Origin of the sequence: Shewanella electrica (genome assembly GCF_022321485.1) — a bacterium.
Taxonomy (GTDB): Bacteria; Pseudomonadota; Gammaproteobacteria; order Enterobacterales; family Shewanellaceae; genus Shewanella; species Shewanella electrica.
The window spans coordinates 1-248 of the sequence record NZ_JAKOGG010000600.1 but is presented as its reverse complement, the minus strand read 5'-3'; the positions used below and the strand labels follow the sequence as shown (position 1 = coordinate 248).

The 248-nt window shown below is 61.7% G+C and carries 1 protein-coding gene; it reads left to right on the top strand.

The window, feature by feature from the left end:
• Positions 1–7: 7 nt before the first annotated feature.
• Positions 8–248, top strand: a 241-nt coding sequence (locus L9G74_RS23250) for an alpha/beta hydrolase family protein (protein WP_369123397.1), incomplete at its 3' end; no start/stop codon positions are given.

The following is a 248-nucleotide window of genomic DNA, read 5'->3' as shown; positions in this document are numbered from 1 at the left end:
GCGACCAATGCCGGGAACCCACACAGTCACCCTGCAGTGCCCTGCTCTGTTGGTGGTTGGGGACAGCTCGCCTGCAGTGGATGCCGTGGTGGAGTGCAACTCAAAATTGGACCCAACAAAGACCACTCTCCTCAAGATGGCGGACTGTGGCGGCCTCCCGCAGATCTCCCAGCCGGCCAAGCTCGCTGAGGCCTTCAAGTACTTCGTGCAGGGCATGGGATACATGCCCTCGGCTAGCATGACCCGCC